Origin of the sequence: Microbacterium flavescens, from assembly GCF_018588945.1 — a bacterium.
Lineage (GTDB): Bacteria > Actinomycetota > Actinomycetes > Actinomycetales > Microbacteriaceae > Microbacterium > Microbacterium flavescens.
In genome coordinates this window covers 216,728-238,814 of sequence record NZ_JAFIWA010000003.1, presented here as the reverse complement: position 1 = coordinate 238,814, position 22,087 = coordinate 216,728, and the positions used below count along the sequence as shown (strand labels likewise).

The window sequence follows — 22,087 nt, the reverse complement described above, 5'->3', positions numbered from 1 at the left end:
GCGCGATGCCCGCCCCCTCGTCGATGGACAAGACCGAGACGCTCGCCTGGCTGCGGCGCATCTCGGGCGACCTCGCGACGGCGACGATCAAGCGACTGGAGGACACGCTCCCCTGGTACGCCGACATGCCGCCGGCGCGGCGGTCGGCCGTCGGTCTCGTCGCGCAGGCGGGCATCACCTCGTTCATCTCCTGGTACGAGGATCCGACGTCCACGCCGTGGATCGCCGCGGACATCTTCGCAGCCGCGCCGCGCGAGCTGCTGCGGAGCGTGAGCCTGCAGCAGACGCTGCAGCTCATCCGCGTGACGGTCGAGATCACCGAGGAGCGGGTCGCCGGCAAGGGCAACCATCTCCGCGAAGCGATCCTGCTGTACTCGCGTGACGTGGCGTTCGCGGCGGCCGACGTCTACGCCCGCGCCGCCGAGGCGCGCGGGCTGTGGGATGCCCGTCTCGAGGCTCTGGTCGTCGACTCGATCCTCACCGGGGAAGCCGACGAGGAGCTGCCCAGCCGGATCGCCGCGCTCGGGTGGCACGGCCACGGCGAGGTGGCAGTGCTCGTCGGCACGACGCCCCCGCAGTTCGACATCGATCAGCTGCGGCGCACCGCCCGGAAGCTCGGCGTCGACGTGCTGATCGGGGTGCAGGGGTCGCGGCTGGTGCTCGTCATCGGCCGGTCCGAGTCGCCGGCACGCCAGGACGACGTGCCATCCGACCTGCCGTTCACCGAGATCGCGCGGCGGCTGGAGCCCGGGTTCGGCCCCGGATACCTCGTGCTCGGTCCGACCGTGCCCGCCCTCGTCGATGCCGGCCAGAGCGCCCGCGCGGCCCTGGCGGGGTTCGCGGTGGCCCGTGCGTGGCGGCACGCCCCACGGCCCGTCGAGGCGGACGACCTGCTTCCCGAGCGCGCGCTCGCCGGCGATCCGCTCGCCAAGCTCACGCTCGTCGACCGCATCTACCGTCCTCTCCAGTCGCACAGCGCCGACCTCGTCGCGACGCTGTGGAGCTATCTCGACAACGGCCGCTCGCTCGAGGCGACGGCCCGCGAGCTGTTCGTGCACCCGAACACCGTCCGGTACCGTCTCAAACGCGTCTCCGAGGTCATCGGATGGGATGCCACCGGTCCACGCGAGGCGCTGATCCTTCAGACGGCCCTCATCCTGGGCTCGATCGGCACCGACGCCACCCGTCGGCGCGCTCCCGCTGCACGTCGCGGCTCCGCCTGATCTGTACAGGTCTCACAAAGCCCCTCGGCTTTTTCGTGTGGAGATCGCCAGAAGGACCCGCATGATCCTTGACAGGATGGACAAGTGAGAATCGCCGTCTTCCCCGGACAGGGCTCCCAGTCCCCGGGCTTCCTGTCTCCCTGGCTCTCCGTGGACGGCACCGCCGAGCGTCTGGCCGCCTACTCGGAGTGGTCGGGCGTCGACCTCGTCGCCGCCGGCACCGAATGGGACGCCGACCGCATCCGCGACACGCAGGTCGCGCAGCCACTCATCGTCGCCGCCAGCCTCCTCTCGTGGAACGCTCTCGCGAATCGCGAGGGCGTCGCCGGTGTCGCCGGACACTCGGTCGGCGAGTTCGCCGCAGCCGCGGCCGCCGGCATCCTCTCCGAGGAGGACGCGCTGCGACTCGTCGGCATCCGCGGTCGCGCGATGGCCGAGGCGGCCGCGGCCGAGCAGACGGGCATGAGCGCGGTCATCGGAGGGGACGAGGCATCCGTCGTCAACCGGCTCGACGAGCTGGGCCTCACGCCCGCCAACTACAACGGCGGCGGCCAGCTCGTCGCGGCAGGCGCGCTCGACGCCCTCGCAGCCCTCTCGGCGAAACCGCCCGCCGGCGCGCGGGTCATCGCGCTGCAGGTGGCCGGCGCCTTCCACACGCGCTACATGGGCCCCGCCGTCGAGGCGCTGCGCACCGCAGCGGCCGAGGTCGCGGCATCCGATCCCCGCATCACGATCTGGAGCAACCGCGACGGTTCCGCCGTGGCGTCGGGCGCCGCCTTCGTCGACCTCCTCGTCGACCAGGTCGCGTCGGCGGTGCGCTGGGATCTGTGCATGACGTCTTTCGCTGCCGAGGGTGTGTCGGGCATCGTGGAGCTGTCGCCCGCGGGTACGCTCACGGGGCTCGCCAAGCGAGCCCTGCGCGGCACTCCCGCCGTCGCCGTCAAGACACCCGACGACCTCCAGGCTGCGGCCGCTCTGCTGAGCGACTCCGCCGACGCATGACCGGAGAAATTCGCATGACCCCCACACTCGTCCAGCCCACCGGGCCCGCTCACACGCGCATCTACTCGTACGGCGCCGCGCGTGGCGAGATCTCCGTCCCCAACGACGACCTCGTCGGGCCCATCGACTCGAGCGACGAGTGGATCCGCCAGCGCACCGGCATCGTGACGCGAACACGCGCGATCCCCGAGACCGACGCGATCGACCTGGCCACCGATGCCGCCCGCGAGGCGATCGAGCGCTCCGGCGTGGATGCCGCGAAGATCGACGCCGTGATCGTGGCGACGGTCAGCAACCCGAAGCAGACGCCCTCGGTGTCGGCGATCGTGGCCGACCGCGTCGGATCGAACCCCGCGGCCGCGTACGACGTGAACGCGGCCTGTGCGGGATTCGCCTACGGCGTCGCGCAGGCGGACGCCCTGATCCGCGCCGGCGCCGCCTCGTACGCGCTCGTGATCGGAACTGAGAAGCTCAGCGACGTCGTCGACCCCACCGACCGCAGCATCTCCTTCCTGCTGGGCGACGGAGCCGGCGCCGTCGTCATCGGCCCGAGCGACACTCCGGGCATCGGCCCGACGGTCTGGGGCTCCGACGGCTCGAAGGCCGACGCCGTGGGCATGAACCACACGCTGACCGAGTTCCGCGACGGCCTCGCGCCGTGGCCGACCCTCCGCCAGGAGGGCCCGACCGTCTTCCGCTGGGCCGTGTGGGAGATGGTGAAGGTCGCGCGCCAGGCTCTCGAGGCAGCCGGGATCGAGGCATCCGATCTCGCCGCCTTCGTTCCCCACCAGGCCAACATGCGCATCATCGACGAGTTCGCCAAGCAGCTCGGCCTGCCCGAGAGCGTCGTCGTGGGCCGCGACATCGAGACGACGGGCAACACCTCCGCCGCGTCGATCCCGCTGGCCACGCACCGCCTGCTCGAGGAGCACCCCGAGCTGAGCGGCGGCCTGGCCCTGCAGATCGGCTTCGGCGCCGGGCTCGTGTTCGGCGCGCAGGTCGTCGTCCTCCCCTGAGCGTCCGGCGCCCCGACCCTAGACTTGATCCGGGCCACCCGGTCCGCGACCCCGAAGAAAACAGGAGAAACCCATGGCATTCAGCAGCGACGAGGTCCTCGCCGGACTCGCCGAGCTCATCACCGACGAGACGGGCATCTCGGCCGACGAGGTCGCGCTCGAGAAGTCGTTCACCGATGACCTCGACATCGACTCCATCTCGATGATGACGATCGTCGTCAACGCCGAGGAGAAGTTCGGCGTCACGATCCCCGATGACGAGGTCAAGAACCTCAAGACCGTGGGCGACGCCGTCAGCTACATCACGTCCAACCAGGCGTAGGACCACCCCGGTGGGGGCGCGACGCCCCCACCGGCCCGACCCGCGAGGATCTTCCATCTCATGAGCACACCCCGAATCGTCGTCACCGGCATCGGCGCCTCCACCCCGCTGGGCGGAACCGCGCCCGAGAGCTGGTCGGCCCTCCTGGGCGGGGTTTCCGGCACCCACACCCTCGAGTACGACTGGGTGCAGGAATACCAGATCCCGGTGACCTTCGCCGCCGAGGCGAAGGTCCGCCCCAACACGGTTCTGGAGCGTCCGGTCGCCAACCGCCTCGATCCGTCGGCGCAGTTCGCCCTGGTCGCCGCGCAGGAGGCATGGGAGGACGCGGGCAAGCCCGAGGTCGACCCGGAGCGCTTCGGCGTCGACTTCGCCACGGGGATCGGCGGGCTGCAGACCACGCTCGCCGCGTGGGACACCCTGAAGGAGAAGGGCCCGCGTCGGGTGATGCCGATGAGCGTCCCGATGCTCATGCCCAACGCCCCCGCTGCCGCGGTCTCGATGCACCTCGGCGCCCGCGCCTATGCGCGCACCGTCGCATCCGCGTGCGCGTCGAGCACGGAGTCGCTCGTGAATGCCGTCGACGCCCTCAAGGCCGGGCACGCCGACGTCATCATCGCCGGCGGCTCGGAGGCCGTGATCCACGGGCTGACGCTCGCGGCGTTCGCGGCGATGCAGGCGCTGTCCAAGCGCAACGACTCCCCCGAGACCGCCTCGCGCCCGTACAGCGTCGACCGTGACGGATTCGTCATGGGCGAGGGCGCGGCGTGCCTGGTGCTCGAGACCGAGGAGCACGCCAAGGCACGCGGCGCCAAGATCTACGCCGAGGTCGTCGGCGGCGGCGTCACAGCCGACTCGTACCACATCACCGCTCCCGAGCCGGAGGGTCTCGGCGCCTCCCGCGCGGTGCGCCTCGCGCTCGAAGCGGCGGGCGCGAGCCCCGACGAGGTCACCCACATCAACGCACATGCGACCTCGACGCCCACGGGCGACATCGCCGAGTACAAGGCGCTGCTGAGCGTCTTCGGCGATCGCGTGCACGACATCCCGGTGTCGGCCACGAAGGCGTCGACGGGCCATCTGCTGGGCGGGACCGGCGCGCTCGAGGCGATCTTCACGATCCTCGCGCTGCGCGACCGCGTCGCTCCCCCGACCATCAACATCTCGACGCAGGATCCCGAGATCCCGCTGAAGGTGTCGGGCGAGGCGCAGCCTCTCGGTGACGGGCCGCAGCTCGCCATCAGCAACTCCTTCGGCTTCGGCGGTCACAACGCGGTGGTCGCGTTCCGCTCCGTCTGACGCCTCACGCGAAGACGCCCCCGGCTGATCGCCGGGGGCGTCTGTCGTGTCAGGCGGTGATTCGTCCTCCCGCTGCCCGGGTGTCTCCTCACCGAGCGTCGGTGGCGACGCCTCGACCGCCCGAGTCTGTCAGCCCACCTTGTGCAGCCAGACGACGGACGCGTCGTCGCTCGCGTGGCGGAAGGGCTCGAGTTCGTCGTCCCACGCGGCCCCGAGGGCCACCTGGAGCTCGCGGTGCAGCTCGACGGCGCTGCCGCCTGCCACCTCCATCGCATAGCGCACCCGGTCCTCGCCGATCACGACGTTGCCGGCACTGTCGGTCTGCGCATAGTGGATGCCGAGTCCCGGCGTGTGCAGCCAGCGGCCGCCGTCGCTGCGCGGGGTGGGGTCCTCCGTCACCTCGAAGCGCAGGTGCTCCCAGCCGCGGATCGCGGTGGCGAGTGCCGCGCCGGTTCCGGCGGCGCCCTCCCAGTAGAACTCGGCGCGACGCGCGCCGTTCAGGACGGGCTGATCGGACCAGTCGAGGCTCACGGCCCTGCCGAGAGCGCGACCGATCGCCCACTCCAGGTGGGGGCACAACGCTCGTGGCGCAGAGTGAATGTAGATCACTCCACGCGCCTGTGGTGTCGCCATGATCTCTCCGTTTCATCAGGTGCGTCTTCCCCAACGACCTGAGCACGGATGTCCGGCGGTACGTGTTCGATTGTGCTGTCGCCATTATCGCCGCCCCCGGGCGGAATCACAAGGATGTGATTCGGCCGTGTCGCGGCATCCGCTCGACGACGAAGGCCCCGGCTCGGGAGCCGGGGCCTTCGCGAGGAGGATCAGCGGGTCACGCCTCGCTCATGACGTTGACCGCGGTCTGCCCCTTGGCGGCGTAGTACGCGGCGCGCGCGGCATCCCTGCGGGCCTGCTCGGCGTAGCCGGCCTCAAGGACGTCCTGAGGCACCTCGACGCTCTCGGCCTTGTTCACGCCGTTGTACTTCTCGATGTACGCGTCGAGCTCCGGGCCCGAGGTCCACGACGTGATGAGACAGTAGCGCGGCTCGTCGCCCACGTGGGTGGCGGCGTGCCACAGGCGCTGCGTGTCGATGATCAGCTGCGCTCCGGCGGGAAGCGCGATGCGCACTTCGCCCTCGGGGTCGGTGCGGTTCTCACGCAGGACGAAGAAGCTGTCCTTGTCGTCGGTCAGGTTGAAGAATCCGCGCACGACCCAGCCGGTGCCGTCGGGGTTCAGGCGGTTGTTGTCGTCCTGGTGGAGGTTGTAGAGGCACTCGCCGTACGGGGTGGGCTGCAGCTCGATGACGCGGCAGCGGCCGACGTTCGCACCCGGCTCCTGCGCGCGACGCGCGAGGTTGGGCGCCTTCTCGACCTGCGACTCGATCCACACGCCGTCCTTGTCGGTGCGCGGCGGCTTGTGGTTCCAGAAGCCGTTGCACTCGATCTCGCCGAATGCACTGGCGAGCGGCGCGAAGCGGGTGTCGCCCGACGACTTCCAGTCGTTGTACTCGATGTCGAGCCACTCCTTGGGGTCGAGCTCCTGGTTGTAGCGGTCGAGGACGACATAGCCGGTCTCTTCGAGAGCGGCGGACTTGATGTAACCCATGACGGATCTTGCCTTTCGGTCAGCGGGCCAGCACGTTTTAACAGGCCCAACTTAGGCAAGCCTACCTTGGAGCGATCGGACGCCCGCTGGGCAGGACCGTGAATAACCGGATGCCTCCTCCCGGCCCGCGGCGACCGGTCGATTAGACTCGAGAACGGCGTGTCCAGCGGCTCGCGGCCGGCGCCGACGACAGCTTCGAAGGAGCGTACCCGGGCGATGGTCAGTGCCACGAATGTCGATGCCACCGCGGTCAACACCATCCGCTGGCTCTCGGCAGGCGATTGGACCGTCGTCGTCCCCGTCTACCAGCGGCAGTACCGCTGGGACATCGGCGCCTGCGAGCAGCTGCTGTCCGATATCCGCGCCGTCGCCGACCTCGACGACCGCCAGATGCACTTCATCGGGTCGATCCTGTCGTCCACGACGGCCGGCGAGCACCCCGAGCTCGTCCTCATCGACGGTCAGCAGCGGATCACGACGCTCATGCTGCTCGTCGCCGCCCTCCAGCACACCGTCCGCGACACCGACCCCGGCATGGCTGCCGAGCTCGCCCGGGTGCTGGTGCATCCCCACGACGACGGTGCGACCAAGCTCCGCCCCCACCGCGCGTGGGCGGACGTGTTCGAACGTGTCGTCCTCGACCGCCGCGACGCGGACGACGGGACGCGCGACTCGCGCTTCGACGACAACTACGCCTTCTTCCGCAGTCAGATCAGCGCCGACGAGGCACCGCACATCTGGCGCGGACTGCAGAAGCTGGAGCACGTCGCGATCACGCTCCGCACCGGCGCGAACGCGCAGCAGATCTTCGAGAGCCTGAACTCCACGGGCGAGCCCCTGCGCGACCACGAGCTCATCCACAACTACGTCCTGATGGGGCTCTCGCACGACGAGCAGCGCGAGATCGAGTCCGAGTACTGGCTCCCCATCGAGCTCAGCACCAGCGACGCGATCGGCGAGTTCTGGCGCCAGTACCTCATCATGACGACCGGCCGTGAAGTCGTCGTCGCCCGCGGTCGCGGCGTCTACGACACCTTCCGCCAGGTCTTCCCGCGGCTCGAGATCGGCGATCTGCGCCGCCACGCGGCCCAGTGGCGCGAGTACGCCGAGATCTATCGAGTCCTGCTCGATCCGTCGACGGAGCCGGATGCCGCGATCTCGCGTCACCTCGGCTACATCGGCACCTTCGGGTCGGCCGTCTACCCGCTCGTCCTGCGCGCGTACCGGGACTGGAGGCACGGCGCGATCGAGAAGACGGACCTCGTCCGCACACTGGAGCACCTTCAGACGCTGCTCCTGCGTCGCACGGTCGTGGGGCTGAGCAACGACCGGCTCGTCGCCCGCCTCTGCCGCGCCCGCGAGGACGGCGAGAACGCCCTCGTCACTGCGATCTCGCGCATCACGCCCTCCGACGAGCGGATCCGCGCCGCCCTCAAGTACTCCGAGCTCCCCCATCCGGGATACGTGCTCGGCCGCCTCGCGGGCGTCGACGGCCTTACCGGGCTCGATGTCGAGCATGTCTTCCCGCCGGCGCCCTCCGACGCCTGGTCAGGCGACGGGGTCCGGCCCTGGTCCGAATACAGCGAGGACGAGCAGAACAGCCACCGCGCGCTGGCCGCGACCCTCGGCAACCTGACGCTCCTCGAGGAGGAGCTCTCGGTCCGGGCGTTCGACGCCTCGTTCCCGGAGAAGCGGGCGCTGTACGGGCGCAGCGACGTCGCGCTCAACCTCGAGCTCGCGCAGCACGAGGCATGGGGGACGGCGGCGATCGCCGCGCGCTCGGCCAGCCTCGGTCAGCGCTTCGTCGAGATCTGGGCCCGGCCGGGAGCGACCCTCATCGACGACGACGGGCTCACTCCCATCCTCGACGCCGTCCACCGGCGCGGCTGGCCTCGCGGCTGGGAGCGCGAGTGGGACTACGTCGAATACCGCGGCGAGCACTGGGAGGTGCCCGACGTGAAGTACCTCTTCAACCGCATCTTCAAGCGCCTGTGGGCGGACGCGCGTCCGGCCGTCGTCGCCTACAGCGGGCGGCATGGCGGGCCCGTGTACACCGCGCAGTCGTGGAACGGGCAGTGGGACCGTCTGGACGACGACACCTGGCTCTACATGGGCTGGGACTCGAGCTACATGCTCACCGCGGTCCAGGGTCTGCTGGAAGAGGCCGGGATCGCGTCGGAGGTCTTCGTGAAGTACTCCTACATCGGCGTCGCGATGAACAAGGTGTCCGGGCGTTAGGCTCGGTGCGCAGGGGGCGGTGGCCAAGCTGGTCAAGGCAGCGGGCTCATAACCCGACGATCGTGGGTTCAAGTCCCACCCGCCCTACGTCGCGGAAGGGGCCCCGCAGGGTGGCCCCTTCCGTCGTCTGCGCGGAGTGATCGTGGGAGAATCGCTGCGTGGATCCGATCGGGTGGATGGTGGTCGTTGCGGTCGTCGTCGCCACCGTCGCGCTCGTCGCCCTCGCACCCCGCCTCAAGCGCGACCATCTGCGCAAGCAGCTCGACGGCTCCGCCGGCGGATCCCTCGCCGGCGTGGGCTCCGGGTTCGACGCCGTCTGGCGGCCCTCGGCTGAAGACGCTCACGCCGACTGGGAGGCCGCGGTCGAGCTGCCGGCACCGGCGCCGACCCCGGGCGACAAGGGCCGCATCGAAGACGGCCGCCTCATCATCCGCGTCGACGACCCCGAGTGATCAGCTCCGCCGGTCGTCCTTGTCCTTGACGGGCGGATCGGGCCAGACCTTGGCGACCGCCTCGGTCACGCGGATGGATCCGGTCATCGGCTGCGTCGCGTCGGCACCGGGCTCGCTCCCCCGCCGGATCGGCAGCTCCTGGCTGTCGCTCAGGATCTGCGGGTGATACCGCGCGAGCTGGAACACTCCCCACACCGCGATCGCGCCGACCACCGTGAAGGCGAGGTACACCCATACCGGAGCGCCGCTCGCCTCGCCGAGGATCGTGAGGCCGATGAGGATCGCGACGATGGGGTCGATCACGGTCAGGCCTGCGATGACGAGGTCGGGCGGGCCGGAGGAGTACGCCGTCTGCACGAAGTACGCCCCGATGACCGCGCCGAGGATGAGGGCCACGAGGCAGGTGAGGGTGAGCCACTCGAAGTCGCCGGTCTTGATCCGCTCGATGATGACCTTCGCCAGCGTCGCCACGAACCCGTACATAACTCCGGCGGCGGAGATGTAGAACAGGGCGCCCATCTTGAGACGCCGCCACATCCACAGCGCACCCAGCAGGAGCGTCACGACGGCGAAGATCACGAGGATCGTGATGATCTGACCGTTCGTGACCGGCTTCTCGGTGGCGAAGAGCGCGGCGATCGTCACGAACACGAAGATGCCGCCGACGCACGAGCCGATCGCGATGAGAGACCGCTTCGTCGGCCGGTGACCGCTGATCTGGGCGTTCAGGAGGGTCGTGATCACCAGCGCGATCGCTCCGAGCGGCTGGACGACGATGAGCGGCGCCACCGCGAGCGCGGACAGCTGGCACACGATGGCCAGGCCCAGCATGAGCGTTCCGAGCACCCACGAGGGCCGCGACAGCAGTTTCAGCAGGTGCTGGAAGTTCAGTCCGCCGCTGCCGGTGGAGCCGGTGAGCTTCTCGACCTTCGTCACGCCCCGGTGCTGGTACTGGGCGCCGAACGACATGAAAACGGCGCCGAGGAGGGCCAGGGGGATGCCGACGAGGAGGGCTGGATTCTGGAACGCGCCGACCAGCTGGTCGCCCACGTCCTGCAGCTCGTCCGCCATCCACACCACACGTCGACACTAGCCGCCACCGCCTCTCGGTAGGCTCAAGGCGTGGCCGTTCTGCCGATTCGCATCATGGGTGATCCCGTCCTTCACGCGCCCGCCGTGACGATCGACGAGATCACGGACGAGATCCGCACGCTGGTGGCGGACATGTTCGAGACGATGGATGCCGCGCCCGGCGTCGGCCTCGCGGGACCGCAGGTCGGCGTGGCCCTGCGCCTCTACACGTACTCGTACACCGACGACGACGGCGCCCCGTGGCGTGGAGTCGTCATCAACCCAGAGCTGTGGATGCGCCCGCTCGAGCCCGGCGACCCCGATCCCGATGAGGAGTCCGAGGGGTGCCTGTCCTTCCCGGGCGAGCGGTTCCCGCTGCGACGCTCCGACGAGGTGCTCGTGACCGGAACGGATCTCGAGGGGCAGCCCGTGAGCATCCGGGTCGACGGCTGGCGGGCACGCATCATGCAGCACGAGTTCGATCACCTCGACGGCATCCTCTATGTCGACCGGCTCGGCGACAACGACTGGAAGACGGCGCAGAAGATCGCGCGCAAGCGGGGTTGGGGCCGGCCGGGGCACGCCTGGACGCCCGGCGTCGACGACATCGACGCCTGACCGCAGGGTCGCCGCACATACTCCGCACGTACAAGAACGGCCCCGGGGTGGAGCCCGGAGCCGTTCGCTCCCCCACTTGGACTCGAACCAAGAACCTATCGGTTAACAGCCGATTGCTCTGCCAATTGAGCTATGGAGGAAGAGTCGCACGCTCGCGCGGGCAACCACACCATATTAGCAAACGCCGAGGGGTGCTCGTGACGTCAGGAGGCGACCAGGCGGTGGTCGGCCTCGCCGCTCGGCGTCCAGAGCAGGCGGTCGGTGCCGTGTCCGTACGCGATCGTGTGACCTCCCCGGAGCACCAGGACGTCGGCGTCGAGCTCACGGACGACGTCGGCCTGATTCGTGACCACGAGCGCCGACATCGCGTAGTCGCCGCGACGCCGCAGGATGGCGTCGCGCGCCGCCTTGCGAACCTCGAGGTCCATGTTCGAGAACGGCTCGTCGGCGATCAGCACCTTGGGCTGGAGCACCAGCGCGCGGGCGAGCGCGACCCGCTGCCGCATGCCCGCGCTCAGTTCGTACGGATACTTGGCAGCCGTGCCGAGGGGCAGCATCATCTCGTCGAGGAGCGTCGCGACCCGCACCTGCAGAGCGCGCTGGTTCACCCGCCGGTCGCGACTCGTGATGGGCTCGGAGATCACCTCGCCGACGGTGAGCCGGGCGGGAAGCGCGGCTCCGGCCGCCTGCGGCAGATAGCCGGTCAGGAAGGTGTGCAGCCGGTGGGCACGGCCCGGCCGGCGCACTCCGATGCCCTCGACCTCGGCGTCGCCCCCGATGACGGCGAGGCTCGAGTCGTCGGATCCGGCGAGCACCGCCGCGAGACTCGACTTGCCCGCGCCCGTCGGTCCCATGACGGCGAGCGTCCCGCCGTGCGCGACGGTGAAGGTGGCGCCGTCGATGACCCGCTGCGACGGACCGCCGCGTCCGACTCGCGCGATGGACAGGTCGACCGACCGGATCGCGACGTCGGCGGCTCTTCGTCGAGGCATGTCCTCATCCTGCCCTGCGCGTCCGCTCCGCGCCAGCCGCGAAACGCGTCAGGACTCGTTCGCGAGCCGCTGCCGCTCGGCGTCGAGCTCACGCAGCCTCAGCCGGATGGTGCGCCCCTCCTCCGAAGCGGCGGGCACCCGCTGGATGGCTCCGAGCAGCTCGTTCTTCTGCGCGTCCAGCGAGCGGATCACCAGGCGACGGGCGAGGTCGGACGCCGACGACACCGCCGCCGCATCGCCGAGGGCCGGGAAGTCCGACGCGAGCAGCTCGGCACCGAGCGAGCGGTAGGGCTCGCGGACGGTGCCGATCGCCTCGACGGCCCAGCCGGGCCGCTGCATGCTCGCCGCGTGCTGCTGCACCGCCTGCCGTACGGCATCGAGGGCAGGATGCCGGAACTCCAGGTCGACCGCACGCACGACGAGCGCGGCATCCATGCGGTGCCCGAACTGGAGGAATCCCATCAGCGCGTCGCGCTCGAGCGTCACGTCGGCCGTGCGCGGCAGCGAGGCGACCGTCACGCGCGCGAGCGGCTCTGCGGAGGCGGCCTCGGCCGGCGCGGCTGTCTGAGCGCTGTCGCGGCGCTGGCCGCTGCGTCCGGCTCGCTCCACCTCGCGACGGACGTCCTCCGTGTCCATGCCGAGCCGACGCGCGAGCACGCGGATGTACTCGGGCTGCACCAGCGGGTCGCGCAGCTCGGCGACGGCGGGCGCCGACGCGCGGAGCGCACCGACCCGGCCCTCGACGCTGGTGAGGTCGAAGCCGCGGATGCGCTGGTCGAGCACGAACTCCACCATCGGCACCTTGGTGTCGATCAGGCCGCGGACGGCGCCGTCGCCGCGCTGCAGCCGCAGATCGCAGGGGTCCAGACCCTCAGGGCCGGTAGCGACGTAGGTCTGGGCGTTGAACCGCTTCGCATCGGCGAAGGCGCGCAGCGCCGCCTTCTGGCCCGCGGCATCCGGGTCGAACGTGAAGACGACCTCGCCCGCCGTCGAGTCGTCGCCCATCACGCGACGGAGGACCGTGATGTGGTCGGAGCCGAAGGCCGTGCCGCACGTCGCGATGGCCGTGGTGATCCCGGCGAGATGGCACGCCATGACATCGGTGTAGCCCTCGACCACGACGACCCGGTGCTCGCGCGAGATGTCGCGCTTGGCCAGGTCGAGGCCGTAGAGCACCTGCGCCTTCTTGTAGATCGTCGTCTCCGGCGTATTGAGGTACTTCGGCCCCTTGTCATCGTCGTAGAGGCGCCGGGCGCCGAACCCGATGACCTGGCCGGTGACGTCGCGGATCGGCCAGACGACGCGGCCGCGGAAGCGGTCGTACACGCCGCGCTGCCCCTGGGAGACCAGGCCGGCGGTCGTGAGCTCCTCGTCGCTGAAGCCCTGGGCCTTCAGCGCGGAGTGCATGCCCGACCAGCCCTTCGGGGCGTAGCCCACGCCGAAGTGCGCGGCCGCACCCGCGTCGAAGCCGCGTTCGCCGAGGAAGCGCCGCGCGGTGTCGGCCTCGCCGCCCGCGAGCTGGCCGCGGAAGAACTCCGCGGCCGCGGCGTTGGCGGCGTAGAGGCGGGTGCGACCCGTGTGCTCCGGCGCTGCTCCGCCGTCCTCGTAGTGCAGCGTGTAGCCGATCTTGCCCGCGAGCCGCTCGACGGCCTCGGTGAACGACACGTGGTCCATCTTCGTCAGGAAGGAGTACACGTCGCCGGACTCGCCGCACCCGAAGCAGTGGTAGAAACCCGCTTGCGGACGCACATTGAAGCTCGGGCTGCGCTCGTCGTGGAACGGGCACAGGCCCTTCATCGCCCCGACGCCGGCGTTCTTGAGCGCCACGCGCTCGCCGATGATGTCGGCGATGTTGGTGCGGGACTTGACCTCTTCGACGTCGCTCTGCCGGATGCGCCCGGCCATCAGCGCGTCCCGGAGACGCGCGCGGCCGGCGCCCAGACGCCGATGGTGGCGGCATCCAGTTCGCCGATGAGGCGGCCGTGCCACGCGATCGCAAGCTGATCGGTCAGGCTCGCGACCTGGTCGACCACCACACGGCGGCGGGCCGCATCGGAGCCGGCGGCGGCGAAGTCCTCGGCGTGAAGGGCGTCGAGCTCCTCCGGTCGCTCCCACAGCGCGCTCGCGAGCCGCTTGAGGACGCGCCGCTGCTCCTTGTAGAGGTCTTTGCGACCCTCGATGGAGACGACGACGGCGCCGATGATGCCCTTGAGGACAGCCATCTCTGCCTCGACGACCCGGGGAACGACCACGTGGGCACGATAGCGGGTGAGCGCCGACATGCCGTAGGCCTCGCGGGTGGCCGTGGTGGCGGCGCGCGCGAACCGCCCGATGAGATCGGACGTGAGGTTCTTCAGTCCGGCGAGCGAGGCGCGCGTGCCGTCGAACGACGTGATCCATTCCGGCATCCGCATGAGCCGGTACAGGGCGTCTTCCAGCTCGTCGCGGGCGAAGTCGAAGCCCACCCAGGTCTGGATGGCCGAGAGCAGCGCAGCGTGCTCCGAGGTGTCCGCCAGCCGTGCGGGATCGAGGTAGCCGTTGACGACCGCGTCCTCGAAGTCGTGCACAGAGTAGGCGATGTCGTCGGAGAGGTCCATGACCTCGGCCTCGATGCACCGGACGCGCCCGGGGGCGCCGTCGCGCATCCACCGGAAGACCGCTTCGTCGTCGGGGTACACCCCGAACTTCAGGCGCCCGCCTGCGTCGGGCAGCGGGTGCTCGGCCGTCCACGGGTACTTGCAGCTGGCGTCGAGGCTCGCGCGCGTGAGGTTCAGGCCGAAGGTGCGCCCGTCGTCGTCGACGACCTTCGGCTCGAGGCGGCTGATGATGCGCAGGGTCTGGGCATTGCCCTCGAACCCGCCGATGTCCTCGGCCCACTCGTTCATCGCGCGCTCGCCGTTGTGGCCGAACGGCGGGTGCCCGAGGTCGTGGCTGAGGCACGCGGTGTCGACCACGTCGGCGGCGAGGTGCAGCGCGGTCGCCAGCTCGCGGCCGACCTGCGCCACCTCGAGCGAGTGCGTGAGCCGGTTGCGGGCGAAGTCGGCCGGGCTCGCCGGGCTCAGCACCTGCGTCTTGGCGGCGAGCCGGCGCAGCGCGGCGGAGTGCAGCACGCGCGCCCGGTCGCGCGCGAAGTCGTCCCGCAGCGAGCGGTGGCGCTCCGTGTGGAAGCGCGCGGCATCCGCGTCGTCATAGCCCGACGGCCGCTCCGACGCGATTGCCGCCCCGCCGGCGCCGTCAGCCGCCACTGTGGTCGAGTTCCGCTTCGGCGAGGGCGCAGGATGCCTCAGCACCCAGGTCGCGGGACTCGAGCCAGTGCTCGGGCAGCGCAGGTCGCTTCGGGGTGCCGGCGCGTCCGCGCTGCCCCTCGGCCGCCGCTCCCGGGTACGGTGCATCCAGCTCGAGGGTCGCGAGGAGCTCGTCGATCTCGGCCAGCGTCGACACGGTAGCGAGCCGGGCGCGCGTCTCGCCGCCGACCGGGTAGCCCTTGAAGTACCACGCAACGTGCTTGCGGATGTCGCGGCAGCCGCGACCCTCGTCCTCGAAGAAGTCGACGAGCAGCTCCGCGTGGCGGCGGAACGCCTGGGCGACGAACGCCAGAGTCGCGTCGACGGGAGCACCGGATGCCGCGTCCGGCCCGCCCAGCGCACGCGCGAGGTCGCCGAACAGCCACGGCCGGCCGAGGCATCCGCGCCCCACCACCACGCCGTCGCAGCCCGTCTCGTCCATCATGCGCACGGCGTCGTCCGCCGACCAGATGTCGCCGTTGCCCAGCACCGGGACGCTCGTCACCGCCTCCTTGAGCCGAGCGATCGCCGACCAGTCCGCCTCTCCGGAGTAGAACTCGGCGGCGGTGCGGGCATGGAGGGCGACGGCGGCCACCCCGGCGTCCTCGGCGATGCGTCCGGCGTCGAGGTAGGTCAGGTGGTCGGAGTCGATGCCCTTGCGCATCTTGACGGTCAGCGGGACGTCGCCTGCGGCACGCGCGGCGCGGGTGACGATGTCGCGGAAGAGTCCGAGCTTCCACGGGAGCGCCGCGCCTCCGCCCTTGCGCGTCACCTTCGGCACGGGACAGCCGAAGTTCAGGTCGATGTGGTCGGCGCGGTCCTCTTCGACGAGCAGGCGCACCGCCGCCTCGGTCGTTGCGGGGTCGACGCCGTACAGCTGGATCGACCGGGGCTTCTCGGACTCGTGGTGCGTGATCAGGCGCATCGTCGTGGCGTTGCGCTCGACCAGCGCGCGCGTCGTGATCATCTCGCTCACGTAGAGGCCGGCGCCGTATTCACGGCACAGGCGTCGGAACGCCGTGTTGGTGATCCCCGCCATCGGCGCGAGCACGACGGGCGCATCGAGTTCGATGGGCCCGATGCGCAGCGTGCGCGCGGGAGCGTAGGCAGTCGTCACGTCGTCCATTCTCCCAGACTCGCGCTGAGCGAGCGTTGCGAGCCGTGGTGTCAACCCGGGCCGGCGCTGGATGACAGCGCTTAGTCTGGGAGCATGACCGAGGCTACCGCGACCGATCTCCGCAGCATCCCGTTCCAGACCGCCGATGGCGGAACGGCCACGCTGGCGGATTTCGGCGACCAGGTGCTCCTCGTCGTCAACGTCGCGTCGAAGTGCGGCCTCACCCCGCAGTACGCACAGCTGGAGGAGCTGCAGCGCGCGTATGCCGACCGGGGATTCACCGTGCTCGGCTTCCCCTGCAACCAGTTCATGGGCCAGGAGCCCGGCTCGATGGACGAGATCCTCGAGTACTGCTCGACGACGTGGGGCGTCTCCTTCCCCGTGTTCGACAAGGTGAAGGTCAACGGCGGCAAGGCCGCCCCGCTCTACAAGGCCCTCAAGGACGCCGACGACGTGGAGGGCAACCGCGGCCGCATCCAGTGGAACTTCGAGAAGTTCGTGCTCACGCCGAGCGGCGAGGTGCACCGGTTCCGTCCGAACGTCACGCCCGACGACCCCGCGGTCGTCGGCGTGATCGAGTCGAACCTGCCCCGCTGACCCCGGGCATGCGAAGACCCGCCGCGTGATCGCGCGGCGGGTCTCGTCGTCTGAGCCGTCAGGCGCCGACCGGAGCATCCTCGCGGTGCTCGGCCCAGACCTGACGCACGATGTCGGCGAACGCGTCGGCCGGCTGCGCGCCCGAGACGCCGTACTTCCCGTCGATCACGAAGAACGGCACGCCGTTGATCCCGTAGGCGCTCGCCTGCGCCTGGTCGGCGCGCACGGCGTCGAGGAAGCGCCCGGACTGCAGCGCAGCGCGCGCCGCGTCGGCGTCGAGGCCCACGTCGGCCGCGAGCGCAACGAGCTCGTCCTCCTGACCCAGGTGACGCCCCTCGGTGAAGTAGGCCGACATCAGCCGCTCGGCCAGCTCGAGCTGCCGGCCCTGCTCCTTCGCGAAGTGCAGCAGCTCGTGGGCCTTGACGGTGTTGGTGTGCTTGAGGAGGTCGAAGCGGTACTGGAGGCCCGCCTCGGCGGCGACCCCGGTCACGCGGTCGAGCATCTGCTGGGCCTGCGCGGACGAGACGCCCTTGTGCCGGGCCAGGTAGTCCGCCTCGCCGCCGTCGAAGTCGACGGGGGTGTCGGGCGACAGCTCGAACGAGTGGTAGACGACCTCCACCTCCGGCGAGTCGTCATCAGCGGATGCCGCGGCGAGACCCCTCTCGAGATTCCGCTTGCCGATGTAGCACCAGGGGCAGGCGATGTCGCTCCACACGTCGATCTTTATGGCGTCCGTCATGCTGAGGACAACCTCGGCCTCCCGCGGATCTATTCCGGCGGATGCATCATCCGTCGGTCGGCGCGTCCTGGTCGGGCAGGAAACGGAACCTCACACGGACGTCGTCGTACGGCACGACCAGCGTCGAGGCATCCGCCGACCATGCGTCCGGCACAAGGTAGAGCCGCCCGCTCCCCTGCGCGAGCAGCCGCAGCCCGAAATAGCGATACGCGTAGGTCGGCGCCGGCGGCGGGTCGCCGTCGGTGGGAGCGGATGCTTCGGCCCCGAGCTCCTGGAACGTGATGTCGTCGTTCCCGGGGTACAGCCGATCCTTCGAGTCGAGCACGACGGCGGGAAGCGCCCGCAGATCCGAGGCGAGGGCGCGTGCCTGGCCCAGGCCCCACCATTGCGCGATCGTCGCCGTGGACCAGAAGGTCCCGGCTACCAGCACGAGCACGAGGATCACCACGACGCTGCGGCCGATCGTCCTGCCGCCGAGCGCTCTCACCGTCGAAGCGGCGTAGGCGGACAGCCCCGCTCCTACGGCGAGGAGCAGCGGTGCGAGCAGCTGGGCGACCGGCCAGTCGATCACCGGAATCAGGAACGCCATCGCCAGGCCCGCGAGGAGCAGGGCGATGCCGCTCCAGGCGAACGCCGCGATCACGCGCCGCTGCCGCGGCACCGGCTGACGCTCGAGCCACCGACGCAGCAGGCGATGACCCACCATGAGACCGGCAGCCAGCAGAAGGAGGACCATCACCGGGACGAAGAGCGCGCCGGGGCTGCGCATGACGAACTCCTGCGAGCTCAGCCCGATGAGGTCGACGTCGACCCCGAAGTAGCGGAAGAACTCGCGCGTCGAGACGTAGCCGAAGTAGAACAGCAGCGCGGTCACGAGGGTGAGCGGAGCGACGAAGGAGGAGAGGAACCCCATCCACTTCTCGAAGCCCAGGCCGGGTTCGCGCGCCGGGGCGCCGGTCGTCGGCGCCTCGGGGTGGTCCGCCATCACGCCCCCTCGGGCGTGTTCACGACGAGCGGCGGACCGGGATCGACCTCGCGCGCGGCCACGGCGTCGCACACCTCGGTCGTCGGGCACTCGAGGGTGCCCGAGAAGGTGATGGTCGTGCCGTCGGCGAAGTCCTCTCCGGGCCTCAGGACGACGCTGCAGAAGATGCCGGACTCGTTCGCCTCCACCGTGAGCCCGAGGCACGATCGATCGGCACCGCCCGTGCCGCATACCCCGCTCTCCACCTGCAGGCCGGCCTGGTCGACGATCGCCTCTTCGAACGTGAAGCGCACGCCCTCGGGCACCGGCTCATTGCCGCCCCAGAACACCGCGATGGTCTTGCACCACACGCCCGCCTCGACGACCTCGGCCTCGCCCTGATCGCCGTAGGCGGGTCCGCCGTAGTCTGCGACGGGGCCGGTGCGCACCGGCTCCTGCGCCGGGTCCTCGCCGCCGTCCGCCTCGCCCTCTTCGCCCTCTTGACCGCCGCCGTGGGCGGAGCCATCGTCTTGCGTCGACGCGGTCTCACCGGAGCCGTCACCGTCCGCATTGCCGGGCGCGCACCCGGCGAGGAGCAGCACGAGCGCGGTCAGCGCTGCGGCGACCGCCGTACTCACGTGCAGCTTCTTCGGCATGGCACAGACACCTCCCGAACGACCGCGTGGCGCGGCGCTCATCAGAGAAGAGCCCGCGGACGCTCGCAGGATACGCCCGGCGACGCATCCGCGGCAGCGCCTACGTCGTGGCCGGACCGGGCGCGTCCACGGCTCCGCCGAAGCGGCGATCGCGATCGAGGTACAGCCCGATGGCACGCCACAGGTCGGTGCGCGAGAAGTCGGGCCAGAGGGTGTCGAGGAAGACGAACTCCGCGTACGCCGACTCCCAGAGCAGGAAGTTCGACGTGCGCTGCTCGCCGCTCGACCGGACGAACAGGTCGACGTCGGGCATGTCGGGCAGGTAGAGGCGCTTCTGGATGAGCTTCTCCGTCACCGCCGACGGGCGCAGGCGTCCGGCCGCGATGTCGTCGCCGATCGAGCGCATCGCATCGACGAGCTCGACGCGCCCACCGTAGTTGACGCACATCGTGAGGGTCAGTGTGTCGTTTCCGGCGGTCAGACGCTCCGCGAACTGCAGCTCCTTGATGACGCTCGACCACAGGCGCGGCTTGCGCCCTGCCCATCGCACGCGCACCCCCCACTCGTTGAGCTGATCGCGTCGCCGGTGCAGCACGTCGCGATTGAACCCCATGAGGAAGCGCACTTCGTCGGGTGAGCGCGACCAGTTCTCGGTCGAGAAGGCGTAGACCGAGAGGTGCTTCACGCCGGCCTGGATCGCTCCGGCCACGACGTCGAGCAGCGCGGCCTCCCCGGCCTTGTGACCCTCGACGCGGGTCAGCCCGCGACGGTTGGCCCAGCGTCCGTTGCCGTCCATCACGATCGCGACATGCGCCGGCACCGAGCCCGCGGGAAACGCCGGCGGGTACAGGCCGGTCCAGTCCACCGGGCGGTACGCGACGGCGTCTCGGTGCGTGAACGGCTTCGGCGTCATCGATCCCCTCCGGGGTCTGCGGCCACATGCGAGAGCGAGCGGATGCCTCGCTCGAGGTGCCACTGGGCGTATGCCGCGATCAGCCCCGACGCGGCGGCACCGGAGCCGGCGGACGCGGCATCCACTCGGTCCCACTCCCCGGCCATGAGCGAGTCGAGCAGCGCGGCGGTCTCGGGGTGCACCCGCGCCGCGCCGGTCGGCGCGCAGTCGCGGCACACCATGCCCCCGAGCTGGGCGACGAAGGTGTCGTGGGGTCCGGCGCGCCCGCAGCGCGCGCACTCGGTGAGACCGGGAGCCCAGCCCGACAGCGCCATCGCGCGCAGCAGATAGGAGTCCAGCACGCTGCGCGAGGCGTGCTCGCCGCGGGCGAGCGCTCGCAGCCCGCCCACCAGGAGCAGGTACTGCTGCGGGGTCGCCTCGGCCTCGTTGAGACGGTCGGCTGCCTCGACCATGGCGTGCGCGGAGGTGTAGCGGTCGTAGTGCGCGGCGATGTCGGCGCCGTAGGAGCCAAGTGTCTCGGCCTGCTGCACGATGTCGAGCGAGCGGCCCTGGTACAGCTGCACGTCGGCGACCATGAACGGCTCGAGCCGCGCCCCGAACCGGGACGACGTGCGCCGCACCCCCTTGGCCACCGCGCGCAGCTTGCCGTGACGGCGGCTGAGCATCGTCAGGATCCTGTCGGCCTCACCCAGCTTGTGGGTGCGCAGGACCACGACTTCATCGCGGTAGGTGGGCACCCGTCAATTATGGACGCCGCCCTCGTCGCGCGGGCCTCGACGGGCCGCGCACTCAGCGTGCGGTGGGGCCGAGCGCGGCGGCGACGTCGGTGAGGTGCGGGATCGCGCGATCGATCGTCTCCATCGTCGCGGTGAGCGACATGCGGAAGTGGTGCGGCTGGTCGAACAGCGCACCGGGCATCACGTGGACGCCGCGCTCGTCGAGCGCCGCGCAGAACGCGGCTCCGTCGCCGCCGGGCGCCTCGCCCCACAGGTAGAACGTCCCCTCGGGACGGGTGACCCGCACCCCGGCGCCGTCGAGCGCACCGAACAGCCGGTCGCGCTTGCGGGCGAGCTCGGCCATGTCGAGCGAGACCGCCTCGAGCGCGGGCACCGCGTACTGCATCACGGCGTCGGGAAACCCCCAGCCGATCGCGAGGCCGATGGGCATGAGGGCGGCGCGCAGCTCGTCGCGCTCGTCGCCCGGGATGAGGGGCGACAGGGCGAGGTATCCGAGCCGCTGGCCCGGAGCCAGCAGCACCTTGCCGTAGCTGTAGTCGATGACCGTCCACGGATAGGCCATCGCCGGGCTCGCGAAGTCGATGCCGTCGAAGCGGATCCGCCGATACGGCTCGTCGGACACCAGCCAGATGCGCCGCCCGTGCGTGCGCGAACCGTTCTCAAGCACTTCCGCCAGCGCACGCCAGGTCGCCTCGGAGTACACGCGGCCCGTCGGGTTGGCCGGGGAGTTCACCACCACGATGCGCGTCTGCGGCGTGATCGCCCGCGCGATGGCGTCCACGTCGAGGTCGAAGGTCTCCGGGTCCAGCGCCGCGCGCACCGGCACGAGATTCGCCGCGTGCAGCATCGGCTCGTAGCAGAACCAGCCCGGCACGGGGATGACGACTTCGTCCCCCGCATCGGCCAGGAGCGCGAACGCCAGGGACAGCGCACCGAACGCCCCCTGCGTCATCGCGATGTCCTCGGGCTCGAAGTCGAGCCCCAGCTCGGTCCGCAGGCCCGCGGCCACCGTCTCCTGCGCGAGGCGCTCGCTCGTCTTGTAGGCGAACCAGTCGACCGTTCGCGGCTCGATCTGCGCCTGCATCGCGCTCGTCAGCCCGGGAAGGGCCAGTTCGTGCGGATTGCCGAACGTGAAGTCGAGTGCGTCGGGATCGTCGGCCGTGGCCTGGATTCGCGCGAAGAACGCGGTGACGACGTCGACCGCCGCCTTCGCGCGCGCTGCACGATCGGACATCGTCATC

The 22,087-nt window shown here is 70.5% G+C and carries 22 protein-coding genes and 2 tRNA genes; 10 read left to right on the top strand and 14 right to left on the bottom strand.

The features are described 5' to 3' along the window. Positions 1-5 precede the first annotated feature (5 nt). The 5 genes from JX005_RS08055 to JX005_RS08035 all read left to right on the top strand — a co-directional run bounded on the left by JX005_RS08055 (position 6) and on the right by JX005_RS08035 (position 4,862). Positions 6-1,223, top strand: coding sequence for a PucR family transcriptional regulator (locus JX005_RS08055; RefSeq protein WP_214466937.1), 1,218 nt, complete (start codon positions 6-8; stop codon positions 1,221-1,223). An 84-nt stretch (positions 1,224-1,307) separates the two neighbouring features. Then, positions 1,308-2,225 carry an ACP S-malonyltransferase gene (locus JX005_RS08050; RefSeq protein WP_214466936.1) on the top strand — a complete coding sequence of 306 codons (918 nt, stop codon included), beginning with the start codon at positions 1,308-1,310 and terminating at the stop codon, positions 2,223-2,225. Positions 2,226-2,239: 14 nt separating this feature from the next. Beyond that, a complete protein-coding gene (locus tag JX005_RS08045; protein ID WP_214466934.1) occupies positions 2,240-3,241 on the top strand; it encodes a beta-ketoacyl-ACP synthase III in 1,002 nt (333 codons plus the stop codon). 73 nt (positions 3,242-3,314) lie between these two features. Continuing rightward, a complete protein-coding gene (locus JX005_RS08040) occupies positions 3,315-3,563 on the top strand; it encodes an acyl carrier protein (protein ID WP_214466933.1) in 249 nt (82 codons plus the stop codon). A 60-nt stretch (positions 3,564-3,623) separates the two neighbouring features. Beyond that, on the top strand, positions 3,624-4,862 hold the full coding sequence (locus JX005_RS08035; protein WP_214466931.1) for a beta-ketoacyl-[acyl-carrier-protein] synthase family protein: 1,239 nt from the start codon (positions 3,624-3,626) through the stop codon (positions 4,860-4,862). Between the two features lie 129 nt (positions 4,863-4,991). On the opposite strand, the gene JX005_RS08030 is transcribed toward JX005_RS08035, so the two are convergent. Together JX005_RS08030 and JX005_RS08025 are read right to left on the bottom strand one after the other, a co-directional pair. After that, positions 4,992-5,495 carry a DUF3145 domain-containing protein gene (locus JX005_RS08030; protein ID WP_214466930.1) on the bottom strand — a complete coding sequence of 168 codons (504 nt, stop codon included), beginning with the start codon at positions 5,493-5,495 and terminating at the stop codon, positions 4,992-4,994. A 199-nt stretch (positions 5,496-5,694) separates the two neighbouring features. Next, on the bottom strand, positions 5,695-6,468 hold the full coding sequence (locus tag JX005_RS08025; protein ID WP_214466928.1) for a hypothetical protein: 774 nt from the start codon (positions 6,466-6,468) through the stop codon (positions 5,695-5,697). 216 nt (positions 6,469-6,684) lie between these two features. Between JX005_RS08025 and JX005_RS08020 the strand changes: the two genes are divergently transcribed. The 3 genes from JX005_RS08020 (at position 6,685) to JX005_RS08010 (ending at position 9,158) form a co-directional block, all read left to right on the top strand. Next, positions 6,685-8,706 (top strand): DUF262 domain-containing protein, encoded by a 2,022-nt coding sequence (locus JX005_RS08020; protein WP_214466927.1) that lies wholly within the window; start codon positions 6,685-6,687, stop codon positions 8,704-8,706. A 13-nt stretch (positions 8,707-8,719) separates the two neighbouring features. Next, positions 8,720-8,793: transfer RNA gene (locus tag JX005_RS08015), tRNA-Ile, on the top strand. A 71-nt stretch (positions 8,794-8,864) separates the two neighbouring features. Further along, complete coding sequence (locus JX005_RS08010; RefSeq protein WP_214466924.1) at positions 8,865-9,158, top strand: hypothetical protein; 294 nt, start codon at positions 8,865-8,867, stop codon at positions 9,156-9,158. On the opposite strand, the gene JX005_RS08005 is transcribed toward JX005_RS08010, so the two are convergent. After that, positions 9,159-10,229, bottom strand: a complete 1,071-nt coding sequence (locus JX005_RS08005) for a DMT family transporter (protein ID WP_214467160.1) — start codon at positions 10,227-10,229, stop codon at positions 9,159-9,161. A gap of 51 nt (positions 10,230-10,280) precedes the next feature. On the opposite strand from JX005_RS08005, the gene def reads away from it, so the two are divergent. Then, positions 10,281-10,847 (top strand): peptide deformylase, encoded by a 567-nt coding sequence (def, locus tag JX005_RS08000; protein WP_214466922.1) that lies wholly within the window; start codon positions 10,281-10,283, stop codon positions 10,845-10,847. 67 nt (positions 10,848-10,914) lie between these two features. Here def and JX005_RS07995 read toward each other — a convergent pair. From JX005_RS07995 to dusB, 5 genes are all read right to left on the bottom strand, one after another. After that, positions 10,915-10,987 (bottom strand) — tRNA-Asn (locus tag JX005_RS07995). A gap of 63 nt (positions 10,988-11,050) precedes the next feature. Beyond that, positions 11,051-11,839, bottom strand: a complete 789-nt coding sequence (locus JX005_RS07990; protein WP_214466920.1) for an ATP-binding cassette domain-containing protein — start codon at positions 11,837-11,839, stop codon at positions 11,051-11,053. A 48-nt stretch (positions 11,840-11,887) separates the two neighbouring features. Beyond that, positions 11,888-13,744 carry a DNA primase gene (gene dnaG / locus JX005_RS07985; RefSeq protein WP_214466918.1) on the bottom strand — a complete coding sequence of 619 codons (1,857 nt, stop codon included), beginning with the start codon at positions 13,742-13,744 and terminating at the stop codon, positions 11,888-11,890. Beyond that, positions 13,744-15,084, bottom strand: a complete 1,341-nt coding sequence (locus JX005_RS07980; RefSeq protein WP_214466916.1) for a deoxyguanosinetriphosphate triphosphohydrolase — start codon at positions 15,082-15,084, stop codon at positions 13,744-13,746. Before JX005_RS07980 ends, dnaG begins: the two co-directional genes overlap by 1 nt. After that, the gene (gene dusB, locus JX005_RS07975) at positions 15,074-16,249 is read right to left on the bottom strand and encodes a tRNA dihydrouridine synthase DusB (RefSeq protein WP_246533695.1); all 1,176 of its coding nucleotides are present in this window, start codon (positions 16,247-16,249) and stop codon (positions 15,074-15,076) included. Before dusB ends, JX005_RS07980 begins: the two co-directional genes overlap by 11 nt. Positions 16,250-16,333: 84 nt before the next feature. Here dusB and JX005_RS07970 point away from each other — a divergent pair, with 84 nt between their 5' ends. After that, positions 16,334-16,837: a glutathione peroxidase gene (locus tag JX005_RS07970; protein WP_214466912.1), complete on the top strand. Its 504-nt coding sequence runs from the start codon at positions 16,334-16,336 to the stop codon at positions 16,835-16,837. 58 nt (positions 16,838-16,895) lie between these two features. Here JX005_RS07970 and JX005_RS07965 read toward each other — a convergent pair whose 3' ends face one another. From JX005_RS07965 to JX005_RS07940, 6 genes are all read right to left on the bottom strand, one after another. Next, a complete protein-coding gene (locus tag JX005_RS07965; protein WP_214466910.1) occupies positions 16,896-17,576 on the bottom strand; it encodes a DsbA family oxidoreductase in 681 nt (226 codons plus the stop codon). A 46-nt stretch (positions 17,577-17,622) separates the two neighbouring features. Then, positions 17,623-18,561: a hypothetical protein gene (locus tag JX005_RS07960; RefSeq protein ID WP_214466909.1), complete on the bottom strand. Its 939-nt coding sequence runs from the start codon at positions 18,559-18,561 to the stop codon at positions 17,623-17,625. Next, positions 18,561-19,178: a hypothetical protein gene (locus JX005_RS07955; protein WP_214466907.1), complete on the bottom strand. Its 618-nt coding sequence runs from the start codon at positions 19,176-19,178 to the stop codon at positions 18,561-18,563. Before JX005_RS07955 ends, JX005_RS07960 begins: the two co-directional genes overlap by 1 nt. A 118-nt stretch (positions 19,179-19,296) precedes the next feature. Next, a complete protein-coding gene (locus tag JX005_RS07950; RefSeq protein ID WP_214466906.1) occupies positions 19,297-20,109 on the bottom strand; it encodes an isoprenyl transferase in 813 nt (270 codons plus the stop codon). Further along, positions 20,106-20,846, bottom strand: coding sequence for a DNA repair protein RecO (recO, locus tag JX005_RS07945; RefSeq protein WP_214466905.1), 741 nt, complete (start codon positions 20,844-20,846; stop codon positions 20,106-20,108). Before recO ends, JX005_RS07950 begins: the two co-directional genes overlap by 4 nt. 52 nt (positions 20,847-20,898) lie before the next feature. Then, positions 20,899-22,086, bottom strand: coding sequence for an aminotransferase class I/II-fold pyridoxal phosphate-dependent enzyme (locus tag JX005_RS07940; RefSeq protein ID WP_214466903.1), 1,188 nt, complete (start codon positions 22,084-22,086; stop codon positions 20,899-20,901). Position 22,087 lies beyond the last annotated feature (1 nt).

Bases quoted from the DNA above. Each gene is read 5' to 3' on its own strand.
- dnaG (WP_214466918.1), bottom strand. From the start codon at position 13,744: ATGGCCGGGCGCATCCGGCAGAGCGACGTCGAAGAGGTCAAGTCCCGC.
- JX005_RS07940 (WP_214466903.1), bottom strand. From the start codon at position 22,086: ATGACGATGTCCGATCGTGCAGCGCGCGCGAAGGCGGCGGTCGACGTC.
- JX005_RS07970 (WP_214466912.1), top strand. From the start codon at position 16,334: ATGACCGAGGCTACCGCGACCGATCTCCGCAGCATCCCGTTCCAGACC.
- JX005_RS08045 (WP_214466934.1), top strand. From the start codon at position 2,240: ATGACCCCCACACTCGTCCAGCCCACCGGGCCCGCTCACACGCGCATC.
- JX005_RS08035 (WP_214466931.1), top strand. From the start codon at position 3,624: ATGAGCACACCCCGAATCGTCGTCACCGGCATCGGCGCCTCCACCCCG.
- JX005_RS07960 (WP_214466909.1), bottom strand. From the start codon at position 18,561: ATGGCGGACCACCCCGAGGCGCCGACGACCGGCGCCCCGGCGCGCGAA.
- JX005_RS08025 (WP_214466928.1), bottom strand. From the start codon at position 6,468: ATGGGTTACATCAAGTCCGCCGCTCTCGAAGAGACCGGCTATGTCGTC.
- JX005_RS07950 (WP_214466906.1), bottom strand. From the start codon at position 20,109: ATGACGCCGAAGCCGTTCACGCACCGAGACGCCGTCGCGTACCGCCCG.
- JX005_RS08055 (WP_214466937.1), top strand. From the start codon at position 6: ATGCCCGCCCCCTCGTCGATGGACAAGACCGAGACGCTCGCCTGGCTG.
- dusB (WP_246533695.1), bottom strand. From the start codon at position 16,249: ATGGACGACGTGACGACTGCCTACGCTCCCGCGCGCACGCTGCGCATC.
- JX005_RS08030 (WP_214466930.1), bottom strand. From the start codon at position 5,495: ATGGCGACACCACAGGCGCGTGGAGTGATCTACATTCACTCTGCGCCA.
- JX005_RS07990 (WP_214466920.1), bottom strand. From the start codon at position 11,839: ATGCCTCGACGAAGAGCCGCCGACGTCGCGATCCGGTCGGTCGACCTG.
- JX005_RS08040 (WP_214466933.1), top strand. From the start codon at position 3,315: ATGGCATTCAGCAGCGACGAGGTCCTCGCCGGACTCGCCGAGCTCATC.
- JX005_RS07965 (WP_214466910.1), bottom strand. From the start codon at position 17,576: ATGACGGACGCCATAAAGATCGACGTGTGGAGCGACATCGCCTGCCCC.
- JX005_RS08020 (WP_214466927.1), top strand. From the start codon at position 6,685: ATGGTCAGTGCCACGAATGTCGATGCCACCGCGGTCAACACCATCCGC.
- JX005_RS08005 (WP_214467160.1), bottom strand. From the start codon at position 10,229: ATGGCGGACGAGCTGCAGGACGTGGGCGACCAGCTGGTCGGCGCGTTC.